Below are 23,415 nucleotides of genomic sequence, written 5' to 3'. Positions count from 1 at the left end.
GCGGTCGCCAGGGCCGTGCGCCGACAGCTCATGCCTCAAGACATGGCGACAGCGCCGAGCAGCCGCAGCGCGGCGGACCAGGAGCGGCCACGCGATTCAAGTCCACTCGGGGTCGTGCTCCGTTCGCTTTCCCTACGGTGTCATGTCATCTCGTCACCTGACACCGGCACAAGTCCCTGACAGCTCACGGCGAGGCACCTAAGATGGGTGCTCTTGTGGCCCAAGCGGCCATTGGGGACAGGGAAGCAGGGCGCCATGCGCATTACAAATATCAAGATCGCGAACTTTCGCGGGCTTGATTGCGTGGAAATTCCACTCTCTCGCTTCGGATGCCTTATCGGGGAAAATAATGCCGGAAAGTCTTCCGTATTCCAGGCGCTGAACTTCTTCCTTAGGTCCTCAAGCGCGTCCGCTTCAGACTTCCTCGATGCTTCACGACCAGTTCGCATTCAGGTGTCATTTTCCGGGATCACCGACGCCGACCTTCTCAGATTGGAGGAAGGCCACCGATCCCGCATGGCCGCCGAAATTAACGACGGCAAGATTACACTTGCGCGCATCTATAGCGCACCCGGAAAGGGGGACCTACGCGTTGTCTCCCTGATCCCCAAGGCTCGTCGCTATGAGAAGTCGGCCATCGACGCAACGCTCCTGCCTGGCCTTTCAGCGGATGTAGTAACCGCGAATGTCAAGGAGACCTATCCTGAGGTATTCGCGAAGCTTGAGGGGAGAGTCTCACGCGCAGCGGTGCGCCGGGAACTCGCCACGACCATCTCCGCACTTGGTAGCGACGAGCTGACGACGGGCGATAAGAACCTCGCCACCGGCTTGGACAAATCGATCTCCCCTCTTCTCCCCGAGCCCATCTACATCCCGGCGGTCAAGGAACTCAACGAAGAGGTCAAGACCACGGAGTCGTCCACCTTTGGCCGCCTCCTTGGCCTGCTTTTCGGGCAAATCCAACACCAGCTTCCGAGCCTCGAAGCATCTTTCGAGAATCTACGCGAGCAGCTTAACGTCGTCACGGAGGATGATGGGTCTGAGCGCGATAACCGCCTTCAGGAGGTGCGCGAGATCGAGTCACTCATTGAGCGAAATCTGAAAGAGTCCTTCCCGCGAGCCAATGTGCGCTTGGAAATTCCACCGCCGCGACTTCGGACGCTCCTGTCACAAGCCGAGATCTCCATTGATGACGGAATCAGCGGGCACTTTCGAACCAAGGGTGATGGGCTTCGGCGGTCAGTCACCTTCGCCATGCTTCGGGCCTATGTGGACCTAAAGACTGCCCAGCCAGACGCCATGCCTACAACGCAGCAGCCCTACCTTCTTCTCTTCGAGGAGCCAGAAGTATTTCTCCATCCCCGGGCTCAAAAGCAATTGTTCGACGCTCTGAAATTCTTCTCAGAGTTCAACGACGTCTTGGTCACAACCCACTCGCCATCATTCTTTGCACCTCGCGCAACCGGCACGTTCGTGAAGATCATCAAGGATCACGATCGCAACCCTCCAGCTAGCCGGGCCTGCGTTGTTGACGTGCACGACATGGACACACGGGACCAATTCGCGATCATCACGCACGAGAATAATGAAGCCGCATTTTTCGCAAACTCAATTCTCCTGGTGGAGGGGTCCAGTGATCACATCCTGATCCCTCACATCTCTCGCACTCTCAATCCGGAGTGGGATTTCGACAAGCATTCCGTCGCCATCGCCAAAGTCGAAGGAAAGGGGAGCATTTCTCGCTACCGATCCTTCTTTAGCAAATTTAATATGCGAGTCTCTGTCCTTGCGGATCTCGACGCCCTATTGGGTGGGTTTGATAAGCTCGGCGCCAGTCCGGAGTGCCGCAACCTAAGGGATAGGCTGGCGGAGAAGGTTTCCGAACTAGCGACCACCGCGCTTGCCTCGGCGGAGCCGGAAGAGGTGTCGGGAAGGGCTCTCCGCAAAGCAAAGGCGAGCGGTGAGGTGCAGGGCCTCTGGCGGGCCGCCCAGGCAAAGCGCGAGGAGTACGAGCGCGGAGAATGTAGCTGGGAGGAGCTCAACGCTGCGGTATCTGCATTCTTCAACCGCTCAGAGTCTCAGATGAGGCTGGAGATCCTAAAAACTGCGGCGGACTCTGACCTCAAGGAAATGAAGCTGCAACTGTTGGCAGCATTGCGATCCGAGAACATTTTCGTCTGGGAGCACGGGGCGATTGAGGACTACTATCCTCCGCTCGCCGAAAACGAATCCAACAACAAGAACGTCCGGGCCCAGACATTCTGCGAGAAATTCTCGACGGCTGAAGATGTGCGGGGCCTGCCAATCTTCGCCAACGCCGACTGCGAGTTTGACCTGATCTTTGAAAAGTTCTTCTCCGATTACAGCCCTTCAGGGGTTCAACCTATCCCAAATCAAGCTGTCGCGAGGCGCCCGGTTAACGCCTAGAGGGCCGTCCGGTTCGACGGTGGCTGTCCTCAATCCAGCGCGTTGGCGCGGTCTGCCAGTTCCATCAGCTCAGGCGGAGCGGTCCGACCAGCTACAAGAGCGAGCTCCCGAATCGTCGCCCGAGCGGCCACGTGCGTTCGAAGCGTCTCTGGCGCGAGTTCTTCAGCTCTGAGTAGGCAGTCCAGAGCCTCGCCGGCATGACGGCGCTGGGCGTGAGCACGGCCGAGATCCATCAGCAACCGTGCTCGCCTTTCGGGTGAGAGCCTGCTTGCATCGATACCCTGACCGATGTCGAGAGCCTCTCCGGCGTCACCCAGGTCCACCGCCGTCGAGACAGCCTGGATCTCCACATTTGTTGGCCCGAACTCGAGGTTGAAGTCGTTCCGGTCCTCGCCCAGTTGAGCCGCTACGCGGCGAGCGTTGCGGAGCTGATCGCGGGCTTCCTCTCGCTGGCCCGCTCGGGCTGCAACGAGCGCCAACACCAAATGCAGAGACCCGAGCACTGACAAGGCCTCAGGATCTGGGGCTTCCACAGCGGTATGCCGCTTGAGCACCGCGACAGCGCTGCTCGCGGCATGCTCAGCCTGGTCGAGGTGCTTGAGCCGGACAAACGCCTGTGCCAGCCGGAAGATGCCGGCGAAGACGTGGAGAGGCCGCGCCGACTGCTCCGCGGCTCGGATCGCGCGATCCGCTGCGACCCAAGCCGCATCTGCCTCATCCTGCCGCACAAAGGCTGCCGCCAGAGCCTGGTAGCTCTGGCTGAGCAGCTCGTACATCTCCGGCCGGTCCTTGGGCACGGCCGTCCGCACCGCTCGCTCCAGCCGCGGCACGACTCGCCCGAGCGCCGCACTCAGCTCCGAGAACCGGGCAGCGTGGGTCAGCTCCCACACCTCAGACACGGCCGCGGTCAGCTCGGCCAAGGTCGGCTGTTCGCTGGCCGAGACCGGTCCCAGCAGAACGCCGAGCGCCGGATGGCCCGAGATCAGCAAGCGGGCCTCATCGAGGTCGTTCGGCTGTTCCTCCACAGATGGTGGAACAGGCGTGGCCTGGGGCGCGTCCGGCCGAAGCACCTGCACGGAGACACCCAAGCCGTCGGCGAGCAGCTGCAGCACGTCCAGCCGCACGACAGGTTGAACGCCTCGCTCAACCTGGGACACCCAGCTGGCCGTTCGGTTGATTGCTGCGGCGAGTTCGTCCTGCTTCAGGCCGCGTTGCTTCCTGAGCTGCGCGACCCGAGCCCCAAAGACCCGGCGGTCTTCTGGCGTCATCGGGCGTCGCCGACCGGGGCCGGGCGCTTGCCCGCGGCCTCATCCAGGAACGTGACCTCGAAGGACTCCAGGTACTGCCCACGCTCGGCCAGGAAGTGCTTCACGTGGGGCTGTTCCTCGTGGGCCTCGAAGGCAGCCCGGTCCGCGTAGAGCTCGTAGAACACGCGCACCCGCGGCTCATCCGGCACGCGGTGGTTGACGTAGACCAGCGTGCCCGGCTCGTGGGCCTTGATGCCCTCCAGCGCCGCTGCCGCAAGTTCGTCGAACGCCTGCGCCGCGCTCTCGTCGCGGGCGGTGAAACGCACTACGAGCCCAAAACCCATGGTCACAGCTCCCCTATCAGGTCGGAGCACCAGTCTTCCACGGTCGCTGAATCTCTGCGAGTAGCAGATTCTCTTGACTCGCAGAATCTCTGCGAGTAGCTTCGCAGTGTCACACCGAGTGAGACAGGGGTGACGCAGAGGGGCCTTCTTTGGGCTGCTCTGAGCTGCGCAAATGCGTCCGGAAGTCGGCTCCTGCAGGGGGTTGGCCAGGGAAGCGCTCGTTCATTGACAACGCTGCCGTCCCACGGCCCTCGGAAGGGGTCGCGCGGTAGCGGGCCCGGCCGTCGTGCCGGTTCCCACAGAGCTACTGATCACACGCGCGGCCGGCCCTCACGGGGTTGGGCCGCGGTCCTCGACCACGGGCCGCTCGGGCCGGTGGTCCCCTTCTGCCCGAAGTGCGGGGCGGCTTCCTGACCTTGGCCGGGAGAGAAGCCGCCCCGCCGGGCCCTCAACCTAGGAGAAGGACCCGTGAGACTGATTGTTGCAGGCCAGGAGGCCGCTACGGCCTCCGAGTTCGCCGAGCTGGCCCTCGGCATCGACGTGGAGCTGTTCGCCGGCCCCGCCGTCGAGTCGGACACCGACCAGGTGGTCCGGCTCGCGGTGGCCCGGGACGTGCTTCGCGACCTGGCCCCCGAGCCCGCCCGCTACGCCCGCGCCCTGCTGAACACCTCCGAGCGCCGCCGCGCCGCCACCTGGAAGGCGGCCGCGTGATGACCCGCTTCGTACGCCGCGGCCTGCGCGGCACCAACCGACCGCACCTGACCGCCTCCCCCGCAGGGGACGCGGTGTTCACCCCGCCGGAGGCGGCCGGCTCCCTGCCGGGCGCCGTCTGCACCGGCGTCGACCCGGACCTGTTCTTCCCCGAGGACGACGCCGACGACTACGGCTTCTGTGTCCTGCGGGCCAAGGACATCTGCGCCGGCTGCCCGGTCCGCGAGATGTGCCTGGCGCTGGCCATGGAGCGCGGCGAGAAGCACGGCATCTTCGGCGGCCTCACCCCCTACCAGCGCCGCCTCCTGGCGGACCGGCAGCGGAAGCAGGTGGCCTGATGACCACCACCGCGACCGCGGCCGCGGACACCGTGCAGGCCGATGAGGCCCTGCGCCGGGTACGCGAGAACGCCGCCCGCCTGGCGGAGCGGGTCGAGCGGCACACCGCCGACCTCGACGCCCGCCACCGCGCCGAGCGCGCCGCCACCCCGATGTCCGCCCGGATCGGGGGTGCGCGGTGAAGCACCGCCGGATGGACGTCCTGGCCTGGCTGGCCATGGGCGCCGCCGTCACCGTCTCCGCGCACGGCGAATGGGCGCTGGCCGTCCAGTCCGGGTTCCACCCCGTCGTGGCCGCCGGCCTGCCGCTGGCGCTCGACACCTACGCCCTGCGCGCCCTGCGGGCCGGACGTGAGGTGTTCCCGCCGGTGCTCGGGATGATCGCCACCAACGCCGCCGCCCACCTGCTCGCCGCCGGCATCCTGCACCCCGGCTGGAAGCTCATCGCGCTCGTCTCCGCCATCGCCCCGCTGGTCCTGTGGCGGGTCCACGTGCTCCACACCAAGACCGCCACCGAGCCCGCCCCGGCGATCGAGCACCCGGCCGAGGTCGAGCTGCCGCCACTGTGGGCCGAGCCCGCACCCGCGGTACCCGGTCCGGCCGGGGTGTACCCGGCGGCCGTACCCGCCGTACCCGGGCCGGACCCGGCGTCCGTGCCGGAGCTGGTCGAAACGGCCGTCGAGGCGGTGCCGGAGCTGCTGTTCATGCCGCTCCCGGCACGCCCCGCACCCGCCGTCGACCCGGAACGTACCCGCCCGCACGGCGCGGCCGGGTACGTACCCGAGGGCGGTGGATACACCGGATACACGGCACCTGACCAGCAGGAAGATCCGGCTACCGGGGATGAGCTGTTGCCGGTGGCGGCGGCGCGGTTCGCGGGTGTACTCGCCAAGGGTGGCCTGCCGTCGGTGCGTACCCTGCGCGCCGAGTACGGCATCGGCCAGCCCCGCGCCCAGCGGGTACGCGACGCCCTGCGCCCGCTCGTCGGGACCGCGGCGGTGTCGGCGTGAGCCGCCGGACCAAGGTCCCGGCCGGCACCGGTGCGGGGTGTATCCCGACGTTCCGGTGGCGGCAGGCACCCGACGGGTACGCCACCCGCCGGCAGCTGCGCAATGCGGGGCTTCGGCCGGGCGGGCACCCGGTCGCCGCGCAGATGTGCTGGCGCTCGCGCTTCGGCGGCAACGCCACCGCGTTCCTCTACCGCCTCGACCTCGCGGCCCCGGTCCGGCCGATGACCCCCGCCAAGCAGGCCGCGCTCGCCAAGGCCAACTTGGCGCGCCGCTGGTGCCCGCAGTGCTCGCGCGACGCGGGCTACGTCCTGCCCGCCCGCTACGGCACCTGCGTGCCGTGCGCGGACCGGCTCGGCCTCACCGCCTGAACATCCCACCCCTGAAAGGCAGATGCCCCATGTCCGACACCACCGTCACCACTGCGGCCGCTGGCCGGACGTACGCGTGGATCATCACGCTGCAGGCCTGGCTCGGCAACGGCACGCTGCGGGTGATCACCACCGACGGCACCTACGACCCGCCCGCGGGTGCCACCCGCGCCGACGCCTACCGGGCCATCCGGGAGTCCCTGACCCGGCAGAAGCCGGAGCTCGCCGACGCCAACACCCTGTTCTTCAGTCTGGAGCCCAACCAGCTCTAGCCAGCACGGACCAGCGCCACCCCGGGACGGCCGTGCACGCCGGCAAGCTGACCGGCCGTCCCGGGCCTCCGAATCCCTCCCTGAAGAGAAACCGGAGTTGCCATCATGGCCGAGCCTCCGACCCTGGTCGAGGTCACCACCCAGCCCCAACCCGCCATCCCGCCCACGCCCACCGCCCCGCCGCCGGCGGGCAGCCCGCCGGCGGCCCCGGTGCCGGGCCTGCCGCTCGCGGTGGCCGCCGCGAACGCGGCCGGCGCCGTCACGACCGGAGCCCTCGCCCTCGGCGGCCCCGCATCCCTCGCGGTCGCCGGTGTCGCCGCCGGCGTGGTCGCGGCCGGCTCCCTGGCCCGCCGCAGCCACCGCAACCGCACGAACGCTTCTACCCGCAGCGGCGGTTCGACCGGATCCGGCGGCGGTCGCGGTGCCGCGCCGCGTTCGTCCTCCGCGTTCGGGCAAGTGCCGGGTGCCCGCCGGGCGTCCGCCACCGGCGCCGGTGGCGGGGTGCCGTGGGCCGGGCCGGCCCGGCCGAGCGCGTCCGGGCTGCGGGCCGCCGCCCGCACCGCCCAGCACCGCACCACCTCGCCCACCGGGAGCGCGGCCAGGCCGCACACCGCGACCGGAAGCCCCGCCACCGGGGCCGTTAAGAGCGGCGCCCGCCGAGCCGCCGGAACAGCGAGCGTCGGTCTCGGCCGACCGGGACCGAGTACCACCGTCGGGGTTTCCGGCCGGTCCGCCTCCGGCCACCGGCCCGGCGCCGACCAGCGCTCCGGAGTGGGTGGTTGGCGGGAACCCCAGTGGGTGGCTCGGTCGGTGGCGAAGGGCGGGTGGGGCAACGAGCCCGTTCGCCGTGGCGGTTCGGCCGCCCGGTGGCCGGAGGCGTCCGCGGCCCGGTCGGCGAAGATCGCTGCCCTCACCGAGAAGCGCCTGATCAAGGGCCGGGAACGGGCCCTGCGCAAGGCCGGCCTCGACCCGGCCACCGGCCTCACCAACCCCACCACCGCCACCACCGCCGCCGCCACCAAGGCGAGGGGCGGGAAGTCGTCCGCGCCGGTGGCGTCGACGCCCGAGCAGCAGAAGGCCTTGAAGCGCTCGGCATGGCGCTACCGGGCCAGGATGACCGGCGCCGTCCTCGCCACTGGGGTGGTCGGCACCGCCTCGGTGCTGGCGGGCAACTGGCGGCACCGCGGCATGGTCGCCTCCCACCTGCGCCGCACCTGGCGGCACCTGGCCGGCCGTGCCCGCACCGCCCGCGAAGCGCGGGACGCGGCGATCGCCGGGACCGACCTGGCCGCCGTCGGCGAGGTGCCGGTGCCCGCCGAGACCGTGAACGACCCCGCCCGCAACGCCGAACCCACCGCCACCCCGGCCCCTGAGAGGCAGGCGGTGCAGGTCCCGACCGTCTGGACACCGATCCGCGTCATCTACGGCTGGCACCCCCAGGAGGCAACCATGTCCGACTCCGAGTCCACCCTTCCCGCGTTCTCCCTCTCCTCCGCGGCCGACGTGATGCTGCAGGCCGCCTCCACGTTCGACCCCGAGCACATGACCGAGTTCGAGCAGCTGGTCAACGACCTGCCCACCGCGTTCCTCACCCTCCAGGACGTCCTGCGGGTCCTCGCCGAGCTGTCCGCCGAGAGGCTGCCGGTGGACCCGGCGGTGGTCGAGGAGATCGGCGAGGGCTACCGCGCCATGGCCAAGGTCGTGAGCGCGCTCGAAGAGGTCCCCGTCATCTACCGCCGGGTGCATGAGGCCGACATCGAGCGGATCGAGAACCCCCGCAACGGCCTCGACGGCGAACGCCGCTGGAACGTCCAGTAACCCACCCGCTCGACCCCGCACCGCAGATCGTCCCGGGCCGCCCACCCCGCGGTGGGCGGCCCGCTCCCTCCCCCTTTCGTGAGCAGGAGAGAAGCACGATGACCAACCCCAAGCACCCCGCTAAGTCCGGGGTGCGGATCGACTGGAAGGCCGGACACGGGATCCTGTCCGGCACCGTCAACGGCACCCTCGGCGCCCTCACCACCGCCTCGCTGGGGCACGCCACCGGCATGCCCCCGGGCTGGGCCCTCGCCGCGGGCGCGGCCGGCGCGATCGGCACCCTCACCGCCGGCCTGCGCCGCCGCCTCACCGGCGCCACCCTCACCTTCCGCGGGGCATGCTGGCTCACCGCCAGCGGCTGGTCCTCCTGGGCCATCGCCCACGGCGGCCCGTGGACCTGGCCCCACCTCGGCACCCTCACCGCCGCCGGCACCCTCGCGGGAACCCTCGCGGTCGGGTTCGCCGCACACGAGGAGATCGAGCAGGAGTCCCGCCGTCACCTGCTGCTGATCGGCGCCCGCCGGCAGATGGGCGCCGACTGGACCGCCCGCATCAAGCGCGTCTGCAACGTCGACGTGGTCGTCCTCGGGATCGAGCACTGGCCCTCCGGCGCCGGCTACACCGTCGAGGTCGAACTGCCCGAGGGCGGCACCACCCGCCGGACCATCACCGACCGGACCGAAGGCCTCGGCGCCGACCTCGACCTGCCCGAGGGCTGCGGCCTGGCCACCATGCCCGGCATCTCCCGGCGCCGGGTCCTCATCATGGTCACCACGAAGAACCTGGCCGGGACGGAGCTGCCGTTCCCGGTCGAGGACCTGCAGGAGACGACCACGGTCAACAACCCGGTGCCGGTCGCACTGCTGTCCACCGGGGAGCGGGCCGAGCTGGACCTGCGGCAGGCGTCCACGATCGTCACCGGCCCCACCGGCTCCGGCAAGACGAACTGGCTGCACACCCTGATCGCCCGGCTCGGCCAGACCAACGACACCCTGGTCTGGGTGATCGACCTGAACGCCGGCAGCATCGGCCTGCCCTGGCTGAACGCCTGGCGCGACGCCCAGACCGGCCGGCCCGGAACGCGATGGGCGGGGGCGGACATCCCCACCCCCGGGGTGGACTGGGTCGCCTCCACCCCCGCCGAAGCGAAGCGGATGCTCGGCGCGGCGGTGCGGATCGCCAAGCGCCGCAAGACCGCCTACCAGGACGCCATGCGCGACGCCAACGAGGACAAGCTCCCCGTCGGCCCCAACGTGCCCGAGATCGTCATCGTCATGGACGAAGGCGCCGAGGTCGCCGCCACCCGCGAGGCCAAAGCGGTGCTCGCCGGAATCTCCCAGGTCATCCGGATCGCCCGCGCCATGGCCATCCGGGTCGTCGTCTCCGTCCTACGGGTCACCCAGGACGTCATGCCCGACCCGCTGGTCCGCAAAATGGCGTCCAACCGGGTCGCCACCGGCGCCTACGAGGACTCCGAACTGGGGCACCTCTTCGGCTGGCGGGCCCTGCGCGCAGAAGACTCGTTCTCCGGCCCCGGCTCGCTGCTGGTCGGCACCGAGGGCAAGCAGCCCGCCAAGGCCCGCCAATGGCGCATCACCCCCGGCCAGATCGAGGACATCACCGCCCTCACCTCCCACCGCCGCCCCGCCCTGGACGCCCCGTCACTGGACGCCGCGGGCACCGACTACACCGAACGCTGGCAGCTGGAGCGGTGCGGCCACCTCTGGGAATCCGCCACCGTCCCCGCCGGCGGACAGCCCGGCGGCACGGAGCAGGCGGCCGGCCGGCCGGAGCAGGGGCTGAACACCGGGCCGCTGCCGGGCGGGTGGAAGGCCACCGCTGGGTGGGACCAGCCCGCCCAGGCACCGGCCGACGAGCTGGAGCGCCTCTGGCTGCTGCCCGCGGCCGACGAGCCCGGCAGCGCGACGGCCACCGACTGGTCCGACCCCAGCACCTGGTCCAGCGGCCGCGAACAGGACACCCCGGAAGAGCCCGGCGCCCGCGAGGCCGCGCTCATCCTGCTGATCAAGGCCGGACCGGACGGCACCGGAGCGTCCGCAATGGAGCGGGTCCTGAAGCCCGAGTTCGGCACCACCCGGCAGACCATCAACGGCTGGCTCCGGGAGTGGACCGAGGCAGGAGAGACGGTCCGCACCGGCTCCGGTACGGCAGCGCGCTACGTCCACCACACCCACGCACCCAAGCCCCCCGCAGACAGCTGACACCCCCGCTTGTCGCTTGTCGTCTCCGCGCGCCCAGGGGGCGGTGCGCTTGTCGCACGGCGCGGATACCCCCTGTGACCTGGGAAGCGACAAGCGACAAGTGACAGACGACAAGTGCCAAGCGACAACCAACGCGACAAGCCGCGGGCCGCCTCTCCGCGGCCTGCCACTGGTGCCACGTGATGGCCCACAACCCCGATCCGAACCGGCACCCGGAAGGCCACCGCCGTGATCGTCTCCGTCTCACTCGCCGTCCTGCTCGCCGTCGTCAGCGTCCTGCTGATCCGCGGCCGCCGGGCCTCCCTGCCGACCGCCGCCGCGCTGTGGCTGTCCGGCTTCACCCTCGCCACCACCGGCCTGGCCGGACCCGTCAACGCCGCCATACAGGCCACCGTCGGACTCATCTCCCACCACTGACCATCCCGGAGGGCACCGCCATGAACCATCACCAGCAGCACACCCCGGCGGTGCTCCACACCGCCGACGGCCGGCCCTACTACCTCCCCCACCCGGCCACCGCCGCCCCGCTGATCCCGTACCAGCCCGCCCCACTCCCGCACCTCGGCCCGCCGGTCCCGGCCGCCAGCCAGGCCCACGCCCCGGAACGGGCGCTCAACGCCTTGCCCGAGCGTGACCCGTGGCCCGCCCGGCTGCTGGCTGGCGGGATCGGCACCGGCGCCGCCGGCCTCGGGGTCGGCTACATGCTGCAAGCCGTCGCCCAGGCCGCGACCGGCCTCGGCCTGCTCGCCGCCGTCCTCGCCCTCGCCTGGCTGATCAAGAACAGCAACAGCGCCGCTGGCGGGCGGGGCGCGGTGAACGTCAGCGTCACCATGACCAACCGCAACCGCTGAACCCCGGGGCCACCGGCCCCGGACAGCACGAAACCCCGCAGCAGCCGGACGACCTTGCCGGGTGAGACCGGCTGCTGCGGGGCGATCCGCTCCCGTTTCCACGAGACCGAAGGACACCAGCATGCCCGAGTTCGGCACGCACACGCTCACCGTCACCGATGACAGCTACGACAGGTCCCGCGCGTCCGACGGCGACTCCCGCTACGGCGCCCACCTCGCCCTGCACCCCCACCTGCTGAACGACGACGGCGAACCGCTCCGCGCCGTCGACTTCGCCGCCGTCGCCTGGATGGTCGCCACCGGCCCGATCATGGTGCCCGGCTACGTGCGCATCCGGCCCGACCTGCACGCCGTCACTGCGGTCATCACCGAGGACCACCGGCTCGCCCTGCGGATCACCGTCCCGCTCCGCCACCACACCCTCACCCACCGCCCCGCCCGGGTCCTGGACTGGCAGCGCGAGCACAACCCGTGGGCCGACCAGCAGTGGGCCACGCTGGAGAGCCCCGAACTGACGGAGCGGCCCGCCCTGCTGGTCACCGCCGACCTGCTCCTCCCCGTACCGGAACGGCTCCTCATCACCCCCAGCACGACCCGGCCCGGCGCCGCCATGACCCGCGACGCCAAAGCCGCCGTCCGGGCCCTCGCCGGATACGCCAACGCGAACGCCCACCTGGTCGACGAGCTGACCGGGGTGTCCCGGTGACCGCCACCCTCCGCAGCGTCCGCCGGTTGCGGGTCCTGGACGCGTTCTGCTGCGCGGGGGGCGCCGGGACCGGCTACGCGCGGGCCGGGTTCGACGTCACCGGCATCGACATCGCCCCGCAGCCCAACTACCCGCACACCTTCGTGCGCGGCGACGCCGTCGACTACATCCGCGAGCACGGCGCCGAGTTCGACCTGATCCACACCAGCCCGCCGTGCCAGTTCGACTGCACCCTCACCGCCGGCACCAACGCCGCCAAGCGCGACCGGTACCCGGACCTGCTCGAACCCACCCGCGCCGCCCTGCGGTCCACCGACCGCCCCTGGATCATCGAGCAGCCCGCGGGCCGTGCCTCCCGCCGCATGGACATCACCGTCACGCTGTGCGGGGAGATGTTCGGCCTCGCCGTCATCCGCCACCGCCACTTCGAGGCCGGCGGCGGACTCGTCCTCGACCAGCCCGAGCACCTGCGCCACCGCGGCCGGGTCGCCGGGATGCGCCACGGCCGGTGGTTCACCGGCCCGTACTTCGCCGTGTACGGCAACGGCGGCGGCAAGGGAACCGTGGCCCAGTGGCAGGACGCCATGGGCATCCACTGGACGAGCGACCGACGCGAGTTGGCCGAGGCCATCCCCCCGGCCTACACCGAACTGATCGGCCGCCAGGCCGCCGCCCGCCTGCTCGCCGCCACGCCCTCGCCCCTGCCGGTCGCGTAGGCCGGGCCGTGGCCGCCGTCCTCGACTGGCGCGACGCCTCCCACTTCGACCGCGCCCGCGCCCTGCCCTGTCGCTGGTGCCGCCGGCCGACCCCGCTGCGGGACGAGCGGCACCGACCGTCGCACAAGGTCTGCGCCGAGCAGCACACCGAGCCCATCAACGCCCCCGGCCCGGCCGCGGCCGGGCCGGATTCCTTCCATTCCCTCTCTGCCTGAGGAGCTGCCCGTGTCCGACTGGCACCGCGCTCTGCACGCCGCCCATACCGCCGCCGATCGTGGTCTGGCGGTCTTCCCCCTGGCCCGCACCAAGCGGCCCGCGATCCCCAGCCCGCACCCGCCCGGCAAGGTCCGCGAGAACTGCCGCGCGACGTGCGGCCGGTTCGGGCACGGCGTCCACGACGCCACCACCGACCACACCGTGATCCAGGAGATGTTCGAGCGGGCCCCGTGGGCCACCGCCTACGGCATCGCCTGCGGGCGGCCCCCGCACTGGCTGATCGGCCTCGACCTCGACGTCAAGGACGGCCAGGACGGCATCGCCGACCTGGCCCGACTCGCCGAGCAGCACCGCTTCACCGTCCCGCCCACCGCGACAGTGGCGACCCCGTCGGGCGGCCGGCACCTGTGGCTCTCCTCCACGCCCGGCGCCCGGATCGTCAACTCGGTCAAGGACATCGCGGCGGGGATCGACGTCCGGGGCCCGGCCGGGTACCTGGTCGGCCCCGGCTCCCTCGGCGAGAGCGGCCGGTACCTGTTCGCCCCCGGCACCGATCCCCACGCCATCGCGCCCGCGCCGGCCGGGCTGCTGGCCCTGCTCGCACCCAAGCCCGCCCCGGTCAACGTGCCGGAGCAGCGGGACCTTGACCGACGGATCCACAAGCAGGATGCCTACGCCCGGGCCGCGATCGACCGAGAGGCCGCGAAGGTCCGGGCAAGGACCCAGCCCGGGGGCCGCGGCAAGCAGCTCTTCGCGTCCGCCGCCGCCCTCGGCCGGCACGTCCACACCGGTGTCATCCCCGAGGACGTGGTGCTGGACGCGTTGCTGTCCGCCGGCCTGGCCATCGGGCTGCCGCACCCGGAGTGCGAGCGCACCATCCACCGCGGAATCGCCCGGGCCGCCACCACCCCGGGACGGCCCGGCTAGACACGCGCCCACCCGGCGCGGGGCCGGAAAGGCCGCTTCTCCGGCCCCGCGCTTCCCCGGGCCGTGACCACAGAGTCCAGCCCCCTGCCCGCCTCCGTTTCAAGCCCGACCACAGCACTGGAGGAGCCCTCATGACCGCTTCCGCCAACGGCCCTGACGGCCCGTACCCGCACACCACCCGCCGCCCATCTCTCGCCCCACGTCGGCGCCACCGGGAGGCCGGGTGACCGCCGCCCCGACCACCGAGCCACCCGAGAACGTCACCGCCGCGGGGCCGCCCGTGGACACGTTCTACGGGCCCCTCACGGACGTCGAGCGGCCGGTGCGGCCCGGCCCGGTACCGGACCCGGCCGTGTTCCAGGGCTGGGCCGGGGACACCGTCCGCGAACTCGACGGCACCACCGAGGCCGACCCGGTCGGGGTCCTGGTCAACCTGCTGTCCGCCGCCGGCGCCATGCTCGGCTCCGGCCCGCACCTGCGGATCGGCAACGACCGCCACCCCGCCCTCATCTGGGCACTCACCATCGGCGCCACCGCCGCCGGCCGCAAGGGCGCCGCCACCAACACCGCCAAAATGCTGCTCACCGCCGCCGAACCGACGTTCTTCAAGGACAACGCACTGTCCGGCCTGTCGTCCGGCGAAGGCCTGATCGAAGCCGTCCGCGACGGCGACCCGAAGAAGAAGGACGACCCCGGGATCCTCGACAAGCGGCGCTGGATCGTGGAATCCGAGTACGGCATCACCATGGCCCGCGCCCGCCGCGAGGGCTCCTCTCTGGGCGGGGTCCTGCGGCAGGCGTGGAACGGCGAAGACCTCGGGGTGATGAACCGCGAGGCGATGCGGGCCACGGCTCCGCACGTCGCGATCATCGGCCACATCAGCCCCCGCGAACTGCGCGCCAAGATGCAGGACTCCGAGATGGCCGGCGGCACCTACAACCGCTACCTGCCGGTCTTCGTCCACCGCAATCTCCTGCTCGCCGAATCCCGCGGAGCCGATCCACAACTTGTGGACAACCTCGCCACCGCCTGGCGCACTGTCCTCACCGACGCCCGCCAGGCAGGCGAGGTCACCCTCGACGAACCGGCCCGGGCCGCGTGGCGCGAGGACATCTACCCGGCACTGTGCGGGGACGAGGACGGCGCCGGCCCGCTCGCCGAGTTCACCGCCCGCGCCGCCCCCTACGCCCTGCGCCTGGCCATGGTCTACGCCCTCGTTGACCACCAACGCCAGATCGGCGAAGTCCACCTGCGGGCAGCTCACGCCCTCGTCAACTACTCCCGGGCCTCCGCCGCGCACGTCCTCGGGATGGCCGGGGCGACCACCGGCGACCCGAAACTGGACAAGCTCGCCGCGGCCGTCCGCAACGCCGGACCCGGCGGCCTCAAGGGCGACGACGTCTACCGACTGTTCAAGCGCGACACCAAGGACGACCGCGCCCGACTCGTCGCCCGGCTCCTCCACATCGACGGCTACGCCAGCGTCCAGGAACCCGGCACCGGACGCCACACCACCGTCCTGCTCTACGCCCCACCCGCCGACTGAACCCCGGGGGTGGAAAGGGTGGAAAGGGTGGAAAGCCCTCCCACCTGCGAAAACACCGGGTGCAAAGGGTGGTGGAAAGGGGGGTGGAAAGCCCCCGCCCCGCCCGCGCCCGCCGACACCCCACCCTTTCCACCCCACTTAGCACCCCCCTTTCCACCCCACGAAAGCCCAGGTCAGCAGGCTTTCCACCCTTTCCACCCTTTCCACCCCTCCCGCGGCCACCACAGGTGGCGCGTGACCTCACATGGAGACCCCGCCATGCCCAAGCAGGAGTACCTGAAGCTCCCCGCTGTCCTCGAAGAGCTGGAGATGTCGCGCGCCGCGTTCTACCGGATGCGCGCCCGCGGCAAGGGCCCGAAGTTGACCAAGCTGCCCAACGGTCAGATCCGTGTCAGCCGCGCAGCGCTCGACGCCTGGTGGGCGTCGTGCGAGGCCGCCGCCTGATGCCGACCTCGTACAAGGTGCAGTTCTGGGAGCACCGGGTCCGCCCCGACCGGCGCAGGCCCTTCATGGTCCGCTGGACCGTCGGAGTCCGTGAGTTCTCCGAGTCGTTCCTCACGAAGACCCAGGCCGACGGCCGAAAGGCCGAACTCATCACCGCCGCCCGGGCCGGCGAGGCGTTCGACCTCGACCGAGGCCTGCCACTCTCCGAGCTGCGCAAGGAGAAGCAGGTCAGCTGGTACCAGCACGGCCGGAACTACGTGGAGAGGCGCTGGGAGGGGGCGCCGGCCAAGACCCGGACGACGTGGGCCGACGCCCTGGCCACGGTGACGTTCGAGCTGGTCCGCTCGAAAGCGGGGATGCCGGACAAGCGGATCGTGCGACGTGCCCTCTACAGCTGGGCCTTCAACGTCAACCAGCGGGACAAGGAGCCCCCACCGGAGATGGTCAGGGCCCTCGCCTGGGTCGAGAAGAACTCCCTGATGGTGGCGGAGTTCGAGGAGCCCAGGATGATGCGCCGGATGCTGGACGCCCTGGCGGTGAAGCTGGACGGCACGAAGGCGGCGCCGTCGGTCATCCTCCGCAAGCGCCGGATCCTGCACCACGTCCTCGGCCACGCCGTCGAGGAGGGGCTGCTGACCACGAACCCGATGCCATTGGTCCAGTGGCAGCCACCGGAGGTCGAGGAGGAGGTCGACCCCGGGGTAGTGGTGAACCCGGAGCAGGCCATCGCGCTTCTCGACGCCGTCGGGCGGCAGGGGCGCCGCGGGCCTCGGCTGAAGGCGTTCTTCGGGTGCCTCTACTACGCCGCGATGCGGCCGGCCGAGGTGATCCACCTGAAGCGCGACCGGTGCGTGCTGCCGGAGGAGGGCTGGGGCCGTCTCGTTTTGGACGGCAGCCGGCCTCGGGTCGGATCGTCGTGGACCGACGACGGCACGTCCCACGACACGCGCGGACTGAAGCACCGAGCGGTCAAGGCGACCCGGCCCGTACCGATCCCCCCGGAGTTGGTCGCGCTGCTGCGGGAGCACATCGAGGCGTACGGCATCGCGCCGGACGGGCGGCTGTTCCGCACCTCGCGGGACGGCATGGTCCAGGAGAGCGGATACGGCGCCGTCTGGGCGAAGGCCCGCGCCGAGGTGCTCTCCCCCGCCGACTGCGCCACCGCGCTGGGCAAGCGCCCGTATGACCTGCGTCACGCATGTGTCTCGCTCTGGCTGAACTCGGGGGTCGATCCGACCGAGGTCGCGCGTCGCGCCGGCCACAGCGTCGCGGTGCTGTTGCGGGTCTACGCGAAGTGCCTCCACGGCACCGAGGACTACGCGAACGAGCTGATCTCCAAGCGGCTCCGCCGCAACGCCGTCCCACGGCAGATCCCACGTCCGGCCGGGCAGGCGTGATTCTTGGTCCGTGACTGGTCCGGACGCGCTGGTCAGAGGTGGGATTCCGGCGGGATCGGGTGAGACAAACCCCCCAAATCGACCACTCGACGTACCAGTCATTCGAACAAAACAGAAACGGCCCTGAACTGCGTTTCCGCAGTTCAGGGCCGTTCCGTTATCCGGTGGCTGGTGCAGGGTTCGAACCTGCGTAGCTTGCGCGACAGATTTACAGTCTGCTCCCTTTGGCCGCTCGGGCAACCAGCCAGGGATGGTGTCTCGCGGGGGGCTGCCCCGTTCGACGTCGTAAACGATACCCGATGGACGGGGGTGGTCCGCCACTCGATTGGTCACGTGACGATCAAGGGCGGGTCGCGGCTGTCGGCCGCGGCGCGGGGGCGTGGCTGGATAGGCTGGGGCGGCGGCCGTCCGGGACGGGTGGCCCCTGACCGTGAAGCCAGTACCGCAAGGAGACCAACACCCATGGCCGACTCCAGTTTCGACATCGTCTCGAAGGTCGAGTGGCAGGAGGTCGACAACGCGATCAACCAGACCTCCCGCGAGATCTCCACCCGTTTCGACTTCAAGAACGTCGGCGCCGAGATCAAGCGGTCGGGCGAGAAGATCGAGATGAAGGCCAACGGCGAGGAGCGCGTCAAGGCGATCCTGGACGTCCTGAAGGACAAGTTCATCAAGCGCGGGCTGTCGCTGAAGGCGATGGACGCGGGTGAGCCGCAGCTGTCCGGCAAGGAGTACAAGATCTCCGTGGACGTCAAGGAAGGCATCACGCAGGACGATGCCAAGAAGGTCGCGAAGATCATCCGCGACGAGGGCCCCAAGGGCGTCAAGGCCCAGGTCCAGGGCGACGAACTGCGCGTCAGCTCCAAGTCGCGGGACGACCTGCAGACGGTCCAGGCCCTCCTCAAGGGCAAGGACCTGGAGTTCGCGATCCAGTTCGTGAACTACCGCTAGCAGACCGCACTGACCTGCGGAAACGCTACTTTTTCGGCCCGGGAGGGCACATCGAGGGCGCAACGCTGACGACCGTGTCGATCAGTGTTGCTCGATGTGCCCTCCTCGCCGCGACGGAGGGCCAGGCCTATCGGCGGGCGGCCAGCGAGCCGCCTCCACCGTCCGGCGAGTCGCACGTCGGGGCGAGGGGGCCGCAGTCCAGAGAGTTCTGCGCCCGGGGAACCATCGACGATTCAGGCTCGTCCTACGGAGCGTCAAGATCGCTGGACAATGAGTCACCATGGGGGGATGACTTGCGAGCCGACATCGACATCGATCCGGATAGCGTTCTACGCGTAGCCGTCTCCATGCAGGAGGCCAGTGCGGAGAGTCGCCGAGGGTTCATGCTGGACGACGCGGAGACGGCCGGCGGCGCACATCGCGGATTGCAGGCAGCCGGCGCCAACTCCCAGTGCGTCATGGCATGGAGGGACCGCCTGCACAAGGAGGCGGACGAGGTCGAGGCGGCTGCCGACGCGCTCAAGGCATCGGCGAACAGCTACGTCACCACGGATGGCCAGACGGCTGCAATGCTCTCCGGTGACGCCCAGTGGCTGCGGGGCGCCTAATGCTGACGCTCGATGATCTGGATCGCGCCCAGCCCCAGCTCTGGCAGAAGGCGTGTGACGACGCTCTGGCCACGGCCAGGCACTGCGAGAACGTGGCCGCAGTCGCACGTGACGAGGTCTCCCGTACGCTCGCCAGCGCCTGGGCAAGCCCGACCGGAGATTCTGCCCGAGCACGGTTCGCGCAGCATGCGGACGCCTACGAGGCTGCGGCCCTGTCCATGCGCGACCTTGCCAAGGTCTACGACCGGCTCGCCACCGCGATAGCAAACGCCCAAAGCGCCCTTCACGGTGCACTCGACTTTGCCCACGGTCACCATCTGAAGGTCAACCAGGACGGCAGCGTCTACACCGACCCCGTGTTCACCGAACCGGCCGGGGCCGCAGCCCTGAACGAGCAGATCCACCAGGCGCAGGTTCTGATCACGGCGGCACTGCACGATGCGACCGCTGCAGACGCGGCGGCGGCCGACGAGCTTCGCACCCTGACCCAACTGGCCGTCGTCGAGAGCTCCAGGACAGTCCAGGAAGCGCTCGACCGCGACGGCAACAGCGCCCTCTCGATCGCCATGCGGCTGCAGAGTGCCCAGAACGGTCCGCACCGGATCAACGTCCCACCCGAGCTGATCGAGGCGGCCCGTCGAGCGTCCGCCGAGACCGGCATCAGCACGGACCTGCTGCTCGCCATCATGTGGCAGGAGCAGCAGTGGTACCAGAACCAGGAGCCCGGCCTGGACGGGCCGCTTACCGCCGCAGGGCGTATGGCCAACTGGTCCGCGGAGGAGAGCCTCAAGCCGGACAAGTCTCTCGGCATCACCCACGTCAAGCTCGCGACCGCCCGAGCTGTGATCAACGACAGCCCGCGCGCATTCCCCGGTCTCGCAGGGCTGAGCGACACCCAGCTGGCGAAATACATCGAGGAGAACCCGAGCGAGGATGTCCGACTGAGCGCCTTCTACATGAAGCAGCTCCAGCAGAACCCGCACGGTGCCGCCACTGACAAACAACTGTTCCTGTTGTACGCCGCTGACACACCCCAGGTGCGCGACTCCAACGCCAGGTACGGCGACGACGGCTCAGAGCGCGGCGCGGCCATCAAGGACCGATCCGACAACTGGGACGGGCTCCAGCAGTCGCTCCGCGACGCGGACGCATGGAACAACCTGCCCGAGGCGGAGCGGCGCAGGGCCCTGGACGAGCTCGCCGCCCGGACCCCGAACGACCGCAGCGTCAACGTGAACCCGATCTACGCCGGTCCGGGAGTGAGCACCGGCGAACGCGGCAACGCCCCGCTGCCCCCGGACCAGCCACGCCCACCGGTCGTACCGCCACCGGGCACTCCGCCCGCACCGGCACCCGGACCGCCGGCGCCGAGCCCCGGCCCGGCTCCCGTACCACCGGCAGGCTGAGCGAACGATGCGCCGGCCCCACCTCGCCCGTACGCTGCTCGTGCTGGTGTCCGCCGCTTCCCTGGCCTCCTGTGGAAGCGGCGGACCGCCGCCGCGCGTCCCCATGCCCTCAAACGTGCCGACAGCGCCACAGTTCAGCAGCGCGGACGCCGTCGTGGATGCCCTCGACAAGGCAGGCATCCCCTGCCGAGTCACCCTGCGCAACACGATGAACGGCGGATCGAACATCGACTGCACCGCGACCATCAACGGCAACAGCTTCGTCAACGCCATCGAGGTCTTCGACTCGGACCGCTACACACGGGACGACATCGGGGATGCGATCGCAGCGGGGCGCACCGCATTCCACCAGACGTTCGTCGCTGCCGGGAACTGGCGCATCAACGTCGTCAACCCTGCCTACGCGCCGCAAATTGCCCAGGCGCTCGGCGGCGTCGTACTCCCCGGCGACGAGCAGAAGATCCCCGATCACCCTCTGCCGTCGATCCCGCCATCCCCCCGTTTCGCCAGCGCCGAGCAGCTCGCCGCAGCCCTCGACACCGCTGTCGGCTGCACGGACCAGAAGTCCGGAGCCGCCGGTTCACTGACCTGCCAAACCGGAAGCAAGGTCGGCCGTACCCCCAACTGCGCGACCCTGCAGCTCTACAGCAGCGATACCGACCGGGACAAGGCGCTGCGCTCTGCAATCGCCTACCGTGGAGTACCCGCCTACCTCGCCACAGCCGCGAACTGGTCGATCAATCTCTGCGACTACGGGCTCGCCGACCAGGTCGCGAAGGAACTCGATGGCGTCGTCGTCCGATACGACGGGCAGTAGACAAGGCCTATGGCCGGTGGCGTCAAGGAGTGCCGTCGGCTCCTGCGGGTCCTGTCCTCGAGCGAAGTGTCCGACTGCCTCGACCAGCGCATTCGTTGCCGTCACCTGACAGTCGGCGTAGTCCGTGCGCTGCCTTGGCCTCCCCAGGCTCGGTGGACAAGGGAGCGACTTTCTCTGGGCGGCACCCGATCGGGCATCAAGGACGGCAGCGACGAGCACCTGCAGCGGCCCCACCTCGTCCTCGACGATCGCAGCAGCAACGGCCCGCCCGTCGCTGGCTGACCTGCCGCTACAGTGGCCGGGCCCTCGATGCACAGCACTGAAAACAGGTGCAGAACGAGGGCACATCCAGGGCACATGCGAGCAGAGAATGGCGCCTGCGCGAACGCCTGCTTTCCGGCCCAGGAGGGCCGCCGGGGGCCAGCACCCCCGCACGCCGCAGGGGCACACCACCGAGCAGTGACTCGGCGATGTGCCCCTGCGGCGTGTCCGGCCGGGCGGGCGGGTCAGCCGGAGGTACGGAGCGCGGTCGTACCTGCGGCGACGGCCGCCGCGAGGGCGTCGGCGGTGAGGGTGGCCGCCGCCCCGCGCACCGCTTCCCGGTCCGTCCCGGCCTTGGCGTCCGCCGCCGCGCCGGGCGCCGGCCGGACGGCCGGGCGGTTGGCCGGGCGGGTGGCCGCGTCGGTCAGGGCGGTGACGTCGTCCTGGACCTTCTTCATCAGGTCCGCGGGCTTGCCGACCGCCGGGGCCGGCATGACCTGGACGGTCTGCCCGGTCACGGCCGCCGGGGAGGGCACCGGGACCGGCAGGTCGACCGGCGGCGCCGGGGTCGTGGGCAGGGTCGGCACCGCGGGCAGCGAGCCGAGCAGGCCGGTGATGGCGCTGGTCAGCTCGTCGACCTTCTTCTGCAGCGCGGCCGGGTCGAGCAGGTCGGTGGCCGAGGTGGCCAGCGAGAGGATGCTGTTGACCAGGTTCAGGAGGTCGCCGATGGCGCCGAGCGCATCCCGGGTGGTGGCCGCCGGGTCGGACGCCCGGAGGGCCGCGGGGAGCGGGGCGGGGACAGCGGCGGGGAGCGGGGCGGTCGCCGGGGCGACGGCGGCGGTACGAGGGGCGGTCGCGGTGGAGGCGTCGGCCCCGTACGCGAGGTCGACGGTCGCCGGGGCTACTGCGGTGAGGCCCACCGCCGCAGTCAGGACGGCGGCCGTCCAGGAGGCACGCATGGGAGAGCTGTTTCCTTTCGGTGGGGTTCAGGCATTCGCCTGAAGCACACGTTGGGACACCTCTCCGGGACCGGCCACCGCTTGTCGGCCGAACGGTGCGTGACGCTTCGTAGGCACAGCGCACGCCGCTCCACCGGCCGACAGCTGGTCCGGCGGCAGGTCCGGTAGCGGGTCCGACAACCGGTCCGGTGGCAGGTCCGGCATCCAGCCCTGCGGCTGCGGGCCCGGCCGCGGGCCCTGCGGCGGGTCGGGTCAGCCGCCGGCGGCGGCGATCCAGTCCTCGATGTCACGGCGGCGACCGAGGCCGACCGTCTCGAACTCGTCCCGCCCCGGGTCGCGGCGGGCGCCGAGCCGGCGCAGCGCCTGCGAGATCGGGGTGCCGTCGTCGGGGTCGGGTCCGTCCTCGGCGAGGTGCAGTGGGCCCAGGGTCAGCCGGCCGTCCACCCAGACCGCCGCGCTCTGGCTGCCCTCGCCGCCGAAGTAGGCCGCCTCCAGGTAGGCGATCGGGGACGACTGGGACCAGGCCTCGAGACGGCGGACCAGGCCGCCGGGGAAGTAGCTGAAACCCGGCTGCCCGGCTGCGGCGGGCTGGTGCAGGGCTGCGTGCAGTCGGTCCGTCATCGGGATCAGCGCCAGTCCTTGCTCCAGTCGCACGACCCGCGCGACCGGGACCTCCGCCGCCACCACGTTGAGCAGTTCGGCGGTGGCCGCCAGCGCGTTGAGTTCGTATGACATCTCATCATTCTCCGCATCGGGCGCGCCCGGGTCAGCAGATTAATCGAACTGGCTAGCCATCAGGGTGGGCGGCCGGCGCCCCACCGGATACGCACGCCGGTGGCGGGCGCAGTGGCGCG

The 23,415-nt window shown here is 70.5% G+C and carries 25 protein-coding genes and 1 tRNA gene; 21 read left to right on the top strand and 5 right to left on the bottom strand.

Features of this window, described 5'->3' with window-relative positions:
- Positions 1-255 precede the first annotated feature (255 nt).
- Complete coding sequence (locus AC2TEW_RS13330) at positions 256-2,427, top strand: ATP-dependent nuclease (protein ID WP_484623577.1); 2,172 nt, start codon at positions 256-258, stop codon at positions 2,425-2,427.
- Positions 2,428-2,456: 29 nt separating this feature from the next.
- On the opposite strand, the gene AC2TEW_RS13325 is transcribed toward AC2TEW_RS13330, so the two are convergent.
- Positions 2,457-3,695, bottom strand: coding sequence for a helix-turn-helix domain-containing protein (locus tag AC2TEW_RS13325; protein WP_484623576.1), 1,239 nt, complete (start codon positions 3,693-3,695; stop codon positions 2,457-2,459).
- On the bottom strand, positions 3,692-4,018 hold the full coding sequence (locus AC2TEW_RS13320) for a putative quinol monooxygenase (RefSeq protein ID WP_484623575.1): 327 nt from the start codon (positions 4,016-4,018) through the stop codon (positions 3,692-3,694). The genes AC2TEW_RS13325 and AC2TEW_RS13320 overlap by 4 nt, the downstream gene beginning before the upstream one ends.
- Positions 4,019-4,486: 468 nt before the next feature.
- Here AC2TEW_RS13320 and AC2TEW_RS13315 point away from each other — a divergent pair, with 468 nt between their 5' ends.
- From AC2TEW_RS13315 to AC2TEW_RS13240, 16 genes are all read left to right on the top strand, one after another.
- Positions 4,487-4,729, top strand: a complete 243-nt coding sequence (locus tag AC2TEW_RS13315; protein ID WP_484623574.1) for a hypothetical protein — start codon at positions 4,487-4,489, stop codon at positions 4,727-4,729.
- Positions 4,729-5,067, top strand: a complete 339-nt coding sequence (locus AC2TEW_RS13310) for a WhiB family transcriptional regulator (RefSeq protein ID WP_484623573.1) — start codon at positions 4,729-4,731, stop codon at positions 5,065-5,067. The genes AC2TEW_RS13315 and AC2TEW_RS13310 overlap by 1 nt, the downstream gene beginning before the upstream one ends.
- Positions 5,067-5,249, top strand: a complete 183-nt coding sequence (locus tag AC2TEW_RS13305; protein ID WP_484623572.1) for a hypothetical protein — start codon at positions 5,067-5,069, stop codon at positions 5,247-5,249. Before AC2TEW_RS13310 ends, AC2TEW_RS13305 begins: the two co-directional genes overlap by 1 nt.
- Positions 5,246-6,076 (top strand): hypothetical protein, encoded by an 831-nt coding sequence (locus tag AC2TEW_RS13300; RefSeq protein WP_484623571.1) that lies wholly within the window; start codon positions 5,246-5,248, stop codon positions 6,074-6,076. The genes AC2TEW_RS13305 and AC2TEW_RS13300 overlap by 4 nt, the downstream gene beginning before the upstream one ends.
- Entirely contained in the window at positions 6,073-6,444 is a 372-nt protein-coding gene (locus AC2TEW_RS13295) for an RRQRL motif-containing zinc-binding protein (RefSeq protein ID WP_484623570.1), read from the top strand. The genes AC2TEW_RS13300 and AC2TEW_RS13295 overlap by 4 nt, the downstream gene beginning before the upstream one ends.
- Positions 6,445-6,473: 29 nt before the next feature.
- Complete coding sequence (locus tag AC2TEW_RS13290) at positions 6,474-6,716, top strand: hypothetical protein (protein WP_484623569.1); 243 nt, start codon at positions 6,474-6,476, stop codon at positions 6,714-6,716.
- Between the two features lie 105 nt (positions 6,717-6,821).
- Positions 6,822-8,534 (top strand): hypothetical protein, encoded by a 1,713-nt coding sequence (locus AC2TEW_RS13285; protein ID WP_484623568.1) that lies wholly within the window; start codon positions 6,822-6,824, stop codon positions 8,532-8,534.
- A gap of 98 nt (positions 8,535-8,632) precedes the next feature.
- Positions 8,633-10,756 carry a hypothetical protein gene (locus AC2TEW_RS13280; protein WP_484623567.1) on the top strand — a complete coding sequence of 708 codons (2,124 nt, stop codon included), beginning with the start codon at positions 8,633-8,635 and terminating at the stop codon, positions 10,754-10,756.
- 228 nt (positions 10,757-10,984) lie between these two features.
- A complete protein-coding gene (locus AC2TEW_RS13275) occupies positions 10,985-11,173 on the top strand; it encodes a hypothetical protein (protein WP_484623566.1) in 189 nt (62 codons plus the stop codon).
- Between the two features lie 20 nt (positions 11,174-11,193).
- Positions 11,194-11,607, top strand: a complete 414-nt coding sequence (locus tag AC2TEW_RS13270; protein WP_484623565.1) for a hypothetical protein — start codon at positions 11,194-11,196, stop codon at positions 11,605-11,607.
- Positions 11,608-11,728: 121 nt separating this feature from the next.
- On the top strand, positions 11,729-12,313 hold the full coding sequence (locus AC2TEW_RS13265; RefSeq protein ID WP_484623564.1) for a hypothetical protein: 585 nt from the start codon (positions 11,729-11,731) through the stop codon (positions 12,311-12,313).
- Positions 12,310-13,029, top strand: a complete 720-nt coding sequence (locus AC2TEW_RS13260; RefSeq protein ID WP_484623563.1) for a class I SAM-dependent methyltransferase — start codon at positions 12,310-12,312, stop codon at positions 13,027-13,029. Before AC2TEW_RS13265 ends, AC2TEW_RS13260 begins: the two co-directional genes overlap by 4 nt.
- 225 nt (positions 13,030-13,254) lie before the next feature.
- Entirely contained in the window at positions 13,255-14,172 is a 918-nt protein-coding gene (locus AC2TEW_RS13255; protein WP_484623562.1) for a bifunctional DNA primase/polymerase, read from the top strand.
- A 223-nt stretch (positions 14,173-14,395) separates the two neighbouring features.
- Positions 14,396-15,718 (top strand): DUF3987 domain-containing protein, encoded by a 1,323-nt coding sequence (locus tag AC2TEW_RS13250; RefSeq protein WP_484623561.1) that lies wholly within the window; start codon positions 14,396-14,398, stop codon positions 15,716-15,718.
- 258 nt (positions 15,719-15,976) lie between these two features.
- On the top strand, positions 15,977-16,162 hold the full coding sequence (locus AC2TEW_RS13245; RefSeq protein ID WP_363635345.1) for a helix-turn-helix transcriptional regulator: 186 nt from the start codon (positions 15,977-15,979) through the stop codon (positions 16,160-16,162).
- Positions 16,144-17,559, top strand: coding sequence for a tyrosine-type recombinase/integrase (locus AC2TEW_RS13240; RefSeq protein WP_484623560.1), 1,416 nt, complete (start codon positions 16,144-16,146; stop codon positions 17,557-17,559). The genes AC2TEW_RS13245 and AC2TEW_RS13240 overlap by 19 nt, the downstream gene beginning before the upstream one ends.
- Positions 17,560-17,724: 165 nt before the next feature.
- Here the strand turns inward: AC2TEW_RS13240 and AC2TEW_RS13235 are convergent.
- Positions 17,725-17,805 (bottom strand) — tRNA-Tyr (locus AC2TEW_RS13235).
- A gap of 216 nt (positions 17,806-18,021) precedes the next feature.
- Between AC2TEW_RS13235 and AC2TEW_RS13230 the strand changes: the two genes are divergently transcribed.
- The 4 genes from AC2TEW_RS13230 (at position 18,022) to AC2TEW_RS13215 (ending at position 21,341) form a co-directional block, all read left to right on the top strand.
- The gene (locus AC2TEW_RS13230; RefSeq protein ID WP_484623559.1) at positions 18,022-18,510 is read left to right on the top strand and encodes a YajQ family cyclic di-GMP-binding protein; all 489 of its coding nucleotides are present in this window, start codon (positions 18,022-18,024) and stop codon (positions 18,508-18,510) included.
- A gap of 458 nt (positions 18,511-18,968) precedes the next feature.
- Positions 18,969-19,118 (top strand): hypothetical protein, encoded by a 150-nt coding sequence (locus AC2TEW_RS13225; RefSeq protein ID WP_484623558.1) that lies wholly within the window; start codon positions 18,969-18,971, stop codon positions 19,116-19,118.
- The gene (locus AC2TEW_RS13220) at positions 19,118-20,524 is read left to right on the top strand and encodes a hypothetical protein (protein ID WP_484623557.1); all 1,407 of its coding nucleotides are present in this window, start codon (positions 19,118-19,120) and stop codon (positions 20,522-20,524) included. Before AC2TEW_RS13225 ends, AC2TEW_RS13220 begins: the two co-directional genes overlap by 1 nt.
- A 154-nt stretch (positions 20,525-20,678) precedes the next feature.
- The gene (locus tag AC2TEW_RS13215; protein WP_484623556.1) at positions 20,679-21,341 is read left to right on the top strand and encodes a hypothetical protein; all 663 of its coding nucleotides are present in this window, start codon (positions 20,679-20,681) and stop codon (positions 21,339-21,341) included.
- 506 nt (positions 21,342-21,847) lie between these two features.
- Here the strand turns inward: AC2TEW_RS13215 and AC2TEW_RS13210 are convergent.
- On the bottom strand, positions 21,848-22,561 hold the full coding sequence (locus tag AC2TEW_RS13210; RefSeq protein WP_484623555.1) for a hypothetical protein: 714 nt from the start codon (positions 22,559-22,561) through the stop codon (positions 21,848-21,850).
- Between the two features lie 252 nt (positions 22,562-22,813).
- The gene (locus AC2TEW_RS13205; RefSeq protein ID WP_484623554.1) at positions 22,814-23,296 is read right to left on the bottom strand and encodes a hypothetical protein; all 483 of its coding nucleotides are present in this window, start codon (positions 23,294-23,296) and stop codon (positions 22,814-22,816) included.
- Positions 23,297-23,415 lie beyond the last annotated feature (119 nt).

This window comes from Kitasatospora sp. NEAU-CNBT7 (assembly GCF_057220535.1).
The sequence above is the reverse complement of the archived record's forward strand: the minus strand, read 5'-3'. Positions and strand labels throughout refer to the sequence as shown.

Excerpts from the sequence above, each read along its gene's own strand:
- AC2TEW_RS13330 (WP_484623577.1), top strand. The coding sequence starts at position 256 with ATGCGCATTACAAATATCAAGATCGCGAACTTTCGCGGGCTTGATTGC.
- AC2TEW_RS13325 (WP_484623576.1), bottom strand. The coding sequence starts at position 3,695 with ATGACGCCAGAAGACCGCCGGGTCTTTGGGGCTCGGGTCGCGCAGCTC.
- AC2TEW_RS13320 (WP_484623575.1), bottom strand. The coding sequence starts at position 4,018 with ATGGGTTTTGGGCTCGTAGTGCGTTTCACCGCCCGCGACGAGAGCGCG.
- AC2TEW_RS13310 (WP_484623573.1), top strand. The coding sequence starts at position 4,729 with ATGACCCGCTTCGTACGCCGCGGCCTGCGCGGCACCAACCGACCGCAC.
- AC2TEW_RS13305 (WP_484623572.1), top strand. The coding sequence starts at position 5,067 with ATGACCACCACCGCGACCGCGGCCGCGGACACCGTGCAGGCCGATGAG.
- AC2TEW_RS13290 (WP_484623569.1), top strand. The coding sequence starts at position 6,474 with ATGTCCGACACCACCGTCACCACTGCGGCCGCTGGCCGGACGTACGCG.
- AC2TEW_RS13285 (WP_484623568.1), top strand. The coding sequence starts at position 6,822 with ATGGCCGAGCCTCCGACCCTGGTCGAGGTCACCACCCAGCCCCAACCC.
- AC2TEW_RS13280 (WP_484623567.1), top strand. The coding sequence starts at position 8,633 with ATGACCAACCCCAAGCACCCCGCTAAGTCCGGGGTGCGGATCGACTGG.
- AC2TEW_RS13270 (WP_484623565.1), top strand. The coding sequence starts at position 11,194 with ATGAACCATCACCAGCAGCACACCCCGGCGGTGCTCCACACCGCCGAC.
- AC2TEW_RS13265 (WP_484623564.1), top strand. The coding sequence starts at position 11,729 with ATGCCCGAGTTCGGCACGCACACGCTCACCGTCACCGATGACAGCTAC.
- AC2TEW_RS13245 (WP_363635345.1), top strand. The coding sequence starts at position 15,977 with ATGCCCAAGCAGGAGTACCTGAAGCTCCCCGCTGTCCTCGAAGAGCTG.
- AC2TEW_RS13230 (WP_484623559.1), top strand. The coding sequence starts at position 18,022 with ATGGCCGACTCCAGTTTCGACATCGTCTCGAAGGTCGAGTGGCAGGAG.
- AC2TEW_RS13225 (WP_484623558.1), top strand. The coding sequence starts at position 18,969 with ATGGCATGGAGGGACCGCCTGCACAAGGAGGCGGACGAGGTCGAGGCG.
- AC2TEW_RS13220 (WP_484623557.1), top strand. The coding sequence starts at position 19,118 with ATGCTGACGCTCGATGATCTGGATCGCGCCCAGCCCCAGCTCTGGCAG.
- AC2TEW_RS13210 (WP_484623555.1), bottom strand. The coding sequence starts at position 22,561 with ATGCGTGCCTCCTGGACGGCCGCCGTCCTGACTGCGGCGGTGGGCCTC.
- AC2TEW_RS13205 (WP_484623554.1), bottom strand. The coding sequence starts at position 23,296 with ATGTCATACGAACTCAACGCGCTGGCGGCCACCGCCGAACTGCTCAAC.